The organism is Pseudomonas sp. A-B-19 (genome assembly GCF_019947515.1).
Lineage (GTDB): Bacteria > Pseudomonadota > Gammaproteobacteria > Pseudomonadales > Pseudomonadaceae > Aquipseudomonas.
In genome coordinates, this window is the sequence record NZ_JAGYGN010000055.1 from 1 (window position 1) to 5,727 (window position 5,727).

6 protein-coding genes are annotated in these 5,727 nt (G+C 60.9%); all 6 read right to left on the bottom strand.

Annotation, left to right across the window (positions count from 1 at the left end):
- Nucleotides 1-816: 816 nt before the first annotated feature.
- Nucleotides 817-1,179 (bottom strand): hypothetical protein, encoded by a 363-nt coding sequence (locus KGA81_RS29820; protein ID WP_223551265.1) that lies wholly within the window; start codon nucleotides 1,177-1,179, stop codon nucleotides 817-819.
- 27 nt (nucleotides 1,180-1,206) lie between these two features.
- Nucleotides 1,207-1,539, bottom strand: coding sequence for a hypothetical protein (locus KGA81_RS30035; RefSeq protein ID WP_263293506.1), 333 nt, complete (start codon nucleotides 1,537-1,539; stop codon nucleotides 1,207-1,209).
- A gap of 402 nt (nucleotides 1,540-1,941) precedes the next feature.
- Nucleotides 1,942-2,691, bottom strand: coding sequence for a hypothetical protein (locus KGA81_RS29830; RefSeq protein ID WP_223551267.1), 750 nt, complete (start codon nucleotides 2,689-2,691; stop codon nucleotides 1,942-1,944).
- Between the two features lie 103 nt (nucleotides 2,692-2,794).
- Nucleotides 2,795-4,345: a DUF5666 domain-containing protein gene (locus KGA81_RS29835; protein ID WP_223551269.1), complete on the bottom strand. Its 1,551-nt coding sequence runs from the start codon at nucleotides 4,343-4,345 to the stop codon at nucleotides 2,795-2,797.
- The gene (locus KGA81_RS29840) at nucleotides 4,342-5,184 is read right to left on the bottom strand and encodes a DUF6502 family protein (protein ID WP_223551271.1); all 843 of its coding nucleotides are present in this window, start codon (nucleotides 5,182-5,184) and stop codon (nucleotides 4,342-4,344) included. The genes KGA81_RS29835 and KGA81_RS29840 overlap by 4 nt, the downstream gene beginning before the upstream one ends.
- A 130-nt stretch (nucleotides 5,185-5,314) precedes the next feature.
- Nucleotides 5,315-5,727: hypothetical protein (locus tag KGA81_RS29845; RefSeq protein WP_223551273.1), on the bottom strand; the 413-nt coding region annotated here is incomplete at its 5' end.

Below are 5,727 nucleotides of genomic sequence, written 5' to 3' on the forward strand. Positions count from 1 at the left end.
CTGCCGCCAGCGTTCAATCTGAGCCATGATCAAACTCTTCAGTTCAAACATCTTTGGGTTTTGAGAAAACCCTAAACTTGGCTCAGCAATCGTTGGTTACATCTTTGATTTCTCGCGGAGTAACTTGCGATGCTGATAATCTGTTGACTAGCAGTCTGACTCCACAAGCACCCACACGAATTGCTTGATTCAGTTGTTAAAGAGCGGTTGGTTAAGATCTTTCGTCTCAACCGAGGTGCGCATCTTACAGCGCATCTTTTCAAATTGCAACCTTAAAAGTTTCTGATTTTTCAACAAAATCAACTACTTAAGCCAAGAACAACATCAAGCTGCTCGTTAGCGGGAGGCGAATAATACAGTATTAAAATACGTGGTCAACCCCCTGCCTGAAAATTCTTCTTCCTTATCAAAGCGCCCGGGCTGCCACCATGAAAACTCCCGGCATCCATATAAAGCATCGAGGCAGCAGAGAACCCGGACTACGTCATCACTGAAGCGCCCCTTATTCCGTTTCCAGGCCACCACATTCAATGACAGCGCCACACCTGTCCTGCTCGCTCCCACCTCTGCCGACATCCTCATCGGTGTTTCGAACCGTGCGGCAGATCTCAAAAAAAGTCGCAAACCCCGCGACTATTCAGGGTTTGCGACTCATGACAGATACGTCCCTCACACTCCCGGGACGTTTACTTCGGGTATGCCTGTCATGTTCATTGCGAAACGTACAGGCTTAGTTCTGTACCTCAACCACATCGACATCAGGAGCGTCCGGGGCATCAGGGGCGTTGGCCACAGCCGCTCTGGCTTCATTCGCCTCTACTTTGGCAGCGTTCCTGGCCGCATCTGCGGCAGCCCTGGCAGCATCTCTGGCTGCATCTGCTTTTGCCCTGGCAGCATCCCGGGCTGCATCTGCATCTGCTTTCGGTACGCCAGCGGCTCTGGCGGCGTCTCGGGCGGCATCAGCCTCAGCTCTCGCAGCGTCTCGGGCTGCATCTGCTTCGGCTCTGGCAGCGTCCCTGGCTTCTTCTGCAGCTTCCCTGGCAGCGTCACCGGCTTCTTCTGCGGCTTCCCTGGCAGCTTCACCGGGTTCTTCTGCGGCTTCCCTGGCAGCTTCACCGGGTTCTTCTGCCGCTTCCCTGGCTGCATCTGCGGCGTCGTCGTCATCGTCGTCGTTGGCATGCGCTTTGCCCGGGCCTCTGTTCCCGATCATGCCACCATGGTCATCGTCGTTGTCACGCGCATTACCTGGGCCTCTATTCCCGGCCATTCCACCATGGTCAGCGTCGCCGCGGCCCGGGCCGCCATGGCCAGAAGCACCATGACCGCCGCCATCTCCATGGCCGCTACCACCACCACTACCGCCTCCGCCGTCACCGCCGTGGCCACCACCTCCGGAGCCTCCACCACCGGAACCACCGCCGCCGTGACCACCACCTCCGGAGCCTCCAGAGCCGCCGCCACCGTTGCCGCCTCCACTGCCGCCACCGTGACCGCCACCACCACCGCCTCCGCCTCCGCCGCTACCGCCATCTTTGGCATGCACGGTGGAGAAACTACTGATGTAATCAGGCACCAGGACAGTCGATGCCGACAGGACCCCGCCAATGGCCAGAGCCAACAAGGTTTTCTTGAGCAACATGATGCACCTCCGCTTCGCGTTGCGTCGTCATCTCCGTATCGAACGCAATGTCCAGTGAGTTCCCGGCCGCCCACTGGAGCGGCCAGCCAACCGGCACGGCCATAAATCTGCAGTAATCACGAGCAACTGCGGTATTCGCACGATCCCTCAGAGCCAGCCGGCATCGTTGCGTGGGAAATATTCCCACACTCATTAGATTAGTGCCGTCAGCCTGAGTGTCAACGACCGAACATCAGAACCAAAGCGCACGCGGGCCTGGGCCGAGGCAGTGAAACGCATCAGCGCAGGGAAGCAGGTGGGTATCAGTAAGTGTGACTGAACAACAGACCAGCCTCGCCATCCGGACTGGCGTCGGAAAACCCCTTGACGGCATACAACTGGAACTTCCAGTTCTGATTGAGCTTGTGCGTGAGGAACAGGGTGAGTTCCTTGATCTGGTCGCCCGTGGAAACGACTTTCTGCCGCCAGTCGTAGGACGCACCCGCCGTGGTACGCGCGAACACGGGTATGGCGAAGCCCAGGCCGGCGAAAATCGGGTCGTCGAAGTCGGAGCCCGACGGGTCGCCGAATTTTTTCCAGCCCAGGGTGGCGAACCCGGTTACAGGGCCGAAGGCTTTGGCGACGTCGACCTGGCCGGAATAGTCGGTTTTGCCCGTGCCCAGACACTTGTCTTCGTCGGCGGTGGGCAACTTGACCTTGCCGATCAGGTCCACGAACAACCCGTCAACGCTGCCGTCAATCACGGCATAATCGGCACCGGCGACGGTATCACCCAAACCGCTTTCCACTTTGCCGCAGCCGCCGGGCAACGGCTCGCCATCGGGGCCGACCGAAGGATTGGTAATGCGCAGCCAGGGCACCGTGAGCTTATAGGTCATGGGACCGGTCTGGTATTTGCCCACCAGCGGGACGTACCAGGTTTCGGAAGTTGTACCAGTGCCATAGTCGCCCCGAGAGTAGTCGGTGCCGATCGAGGTCGTGAAGGTATCGGCCAAGGCCGGCAAGCCCAGGCTGGCAAGCAAACCGACGAGCAGGATGCGCTTGGGGTTCATGTTCACCTCGTGTCTTGCGTCATCGAAGTTCACACGCATGCGTTGTTGCGTGACTTACCCAAGCCTAGTTACTTATGACGATAGTGCATCATGACGGCACTGTTTAACCCGGCCTGCCGGAGTGATCGATTCTTTCAACCGGTTCAACCTTCTCGATTTTCTCGACCTTTTCGACTTTCTCCACCTTTTCGACTTTTTCTGGCCGCTCTACTTTCTCGCCCTTCTCCGGGCGTTCGATTTTTTCGACTCGCTCTACTTTCTCGACTCTATCGACCTTGTCGGGTTGCTCGACACGCTCTGACTTGCCGGACCTGTCCACGCTTTCCCTCTGGTCGCCGCCGCCATGACTGTCATTACCCCCGTGGCGGGTATCGTCGCCGACGCGGACTTCGCTCCCGGAGCGGCCGCTCCTGTCACTGCCCGAGTTGCCCGAGCTGCCGGAATCGTCGGAGCTGTTGGAGCTGCCCGAGTTGCTCGAGCCACTTGAGTCGTCCGTGTTTTGCTCGCCGGTCCGCAGGCGCCCATGCTGGTTACTGGCTGGCGAATCGGAGCGTTCGCGGGACAATTCGATACGGGTTGCCTGCACATCCCGCGCGCCGGTAAATACGCCGTTGACCCGCACGCGTCGGTCCAACGCCAGTTCCGAAGGCTGCACACCGACAAACACGGTGTCGTGCGCCAGCGTCACATTAAAGCCACCCACCACCAAACGGCGGTCCTGCCGACCCTGCACCAGGCCTTCGATCACCGCATGATGAACCCGACCCATGAAGGGCAGGCTCGGGTCGGGGCGGCTTTGGGTCACGTCCAGCTCGCGGCCGGACCACTGGCCACGCACCAGCATTTCCTGCGCCGGACCTGGGTGATTGCTGAGTTTGAGCCCCAGGAGATAGCCGCTGCGATCCACCGATCCGATGGCACTGGCCTCCTTGAGGCCGGGCGCCCGGTCGATGCGACTGGCTACCACGTCGCCACGGGCGTCGCGCAGTCCGCTGACCCGTACGGGATCACCCGGGCGCAGACCCGCAGCGACTTGAGCACCGCTGGCCAGGCGTACCGGCTGCCCCATGACACGCATGGGCATGGTGTCTCTAGGCAGGGCTGTCAAAGGGCCTTCGTAGACGTGCAGGATAGAAATGCGCCCGGCCTCCAGACCTCGCTTGGAATTGAACGCTTCCACCGCAACCACTTGGCCGACTGCGAGCTGGGTGCTGGTGGTGGCAATGCCGTTCTCGCTGACAGGAACGTCATTGTTGAAGTGCACTTCCAGGCCATTGACGCAGATCGAGGCGAACCCGGTGATGGTGCCGACAATGCCGGTGCCACCGATCCCGCCGTTGTCGCTTTCGCTGCCAATACCCGTGCCACCCACGCCGCCTGCAACGGCACCGGTGCCGCCAATGCCGCCAGGGTGCTTTTTCAGCGGTGCGCCGGTACCGCCCATCCCGCCGTTGTCGGTGCTGATGCCGGTACCGCCCGTGCCACCAGGCGCCACACCCGTGCCGCCGGTACCACCCGGGGCCTGGATGACGGGAACTTCACTTGTGCCCGCGTCATTCTGGCTCACACAGGCTGGGGCGGCCTGCAACACAATCGGAAGTCCGAGGCCCAGAGCGAGGGCGATTGCACGAATCAGGCGCAAGTTGAGGGTCATGGCTTAGGGGCCGTTGATGAATTGGTATCTGAAGCTTCAGTGTAGAAGTACAGGCCGACCGTGATGCGCTGGCGCGGCTCAAGACTGGGCAGGTCGCGGAATTCCAGATCGGCGGCGAGTCGGTTGAAACTCAACAGGGCCTGCATCCCCTCGCTGGCAACGGCCTCGCGCAACGCCTCGACGCTCGCTGGGGTCAGCGCGTCATAGTGGACGCTGCGTTCAAAAAAGGCCGGAACCTCGCCGCTCAGGTTGTGTACCGCGGCGCTAGCATGATCGTGCAGGTTGTGCCCCAGGTAAGCGGTTTTCTCATCGAAGCCCTTTTGCGGCACGAAGGCCTGGGCTTCGAGGTGCACGAGATCTTGTTCGTCAAGGCGCACGATCCCCAGGCGCAGCCACTCGTCCAGCACCACCCGCGCCCGGATATCCGTGCTGACCTTCGCCACCAGGGCGTCAAAGGAGCGGTCGCCGCCGACACTGGCCAATCGAGGCAATGGCAGTGGCTGGCCCGCGTCGTTGCAGAACGGCGCCTTGGCCCAGGCGTTGACCAGTTGCGCACCGAAAGTGATGTTTGCCGGAAGCGTGGAAGCAGCAGGGTCGCTGGTGTTGCGCAAGCGCCGTACATCCTTGCGGTGCACGCCGGTGAGCAGGCTGATGCGACTGTCGGTCGGTGCCTTTTCGCCCAGACGGAACTCTCGGTCCGCCACGTCGACGAAAACCTCTTTGAGCAGGTCGGCAAACACCAGGTAGGTGACGCCTTTGCGCAGCATCAGGCGTACCAGCGGCCGCATGACATGCCGCAAGGCTTTGAGAAGCGAGGTGGGCAAGGTAGACGATTGCATTCAGCGCATTCCTGGTCAGTTAATCCCAGTATAGCTGCGTGGGAAATAATCCCATGAAGACAGGCGCTTTTTTTGCCGTGCCTCATACAAAACCGCTCTTGAGGGTCTTGTATGAGGTCATCAGGCCGCTTCAGATCCGGCTGTTGTCGTCGCCGGGTTCGCCACCGTCATGATTGCCGTTGTCGTCACCCGGCTCGCCGCCGACATGGACTCCGCGGTCATCACCAGGCTCGCCGCCGGCATGGACGCCGCGGTCATCACCAGGCTCACCGCCAACGTGGACGCCGTGGTCGTCACCCGGCTCGCCGCCAACATGAACGCCGTGATCGTCACCCGCTTCTGCATGGGTACCACCGCGACCAGAGTTCGAGCCTCCAGAACCGGCATGGCCTGAATTCCCGCCCCCATGATCGCTGCCGCTGTGACCACTGTTACCGCCATGGCCACCACTGCCACCGCTTCCACTGTTGCCGCCATGGCCGCCACTGCCACCGCTCCCACTGTTGCCGCCATGCCCGCCGCTACCGCCGCCACCGCCATTAC

Bases quoted from the DNA above. Each gene is read 5' to 3' on its own strand.
- KGA81_RS29820 (WP_223551265.1), bottom strand. From the start codon at position 1,179: ATGCCAACGACGACGATGACGACGACGCCGCAGATGCAGCCAGGGAAG.
- KGA81_RS30035 (WP_263293506.1), bottom strand. From the start codon at position 1,539: ATGCCAAAGATGGCGGTAGCGGCGGAGGCGGAGGCGGTGGTGGTGGCG.
- KGA81_RS29830 (WP_223551267.1), bottom strand. From the start codon at position 2,691: ATGAACCCCAAGCGCATCCTGCTCGTCGGTTTGCTTGCCAGCCTGGGC.
- KGA81_RS29835 (WP_223551269.1), bottom strand. From the start codon at position 4,345: ATGACCCTCAACTTGCGCCTGATTCGTGCAATCGCCCTCGCTCTGGGC.
- KGA81_RS29840 (WP_223551271.1), bottom strand. From the start codon at position 5,184: ATGCAATCGTCTACCTTGCCCACCTCGCTTCTCAAAGCCTTGCGGCAT.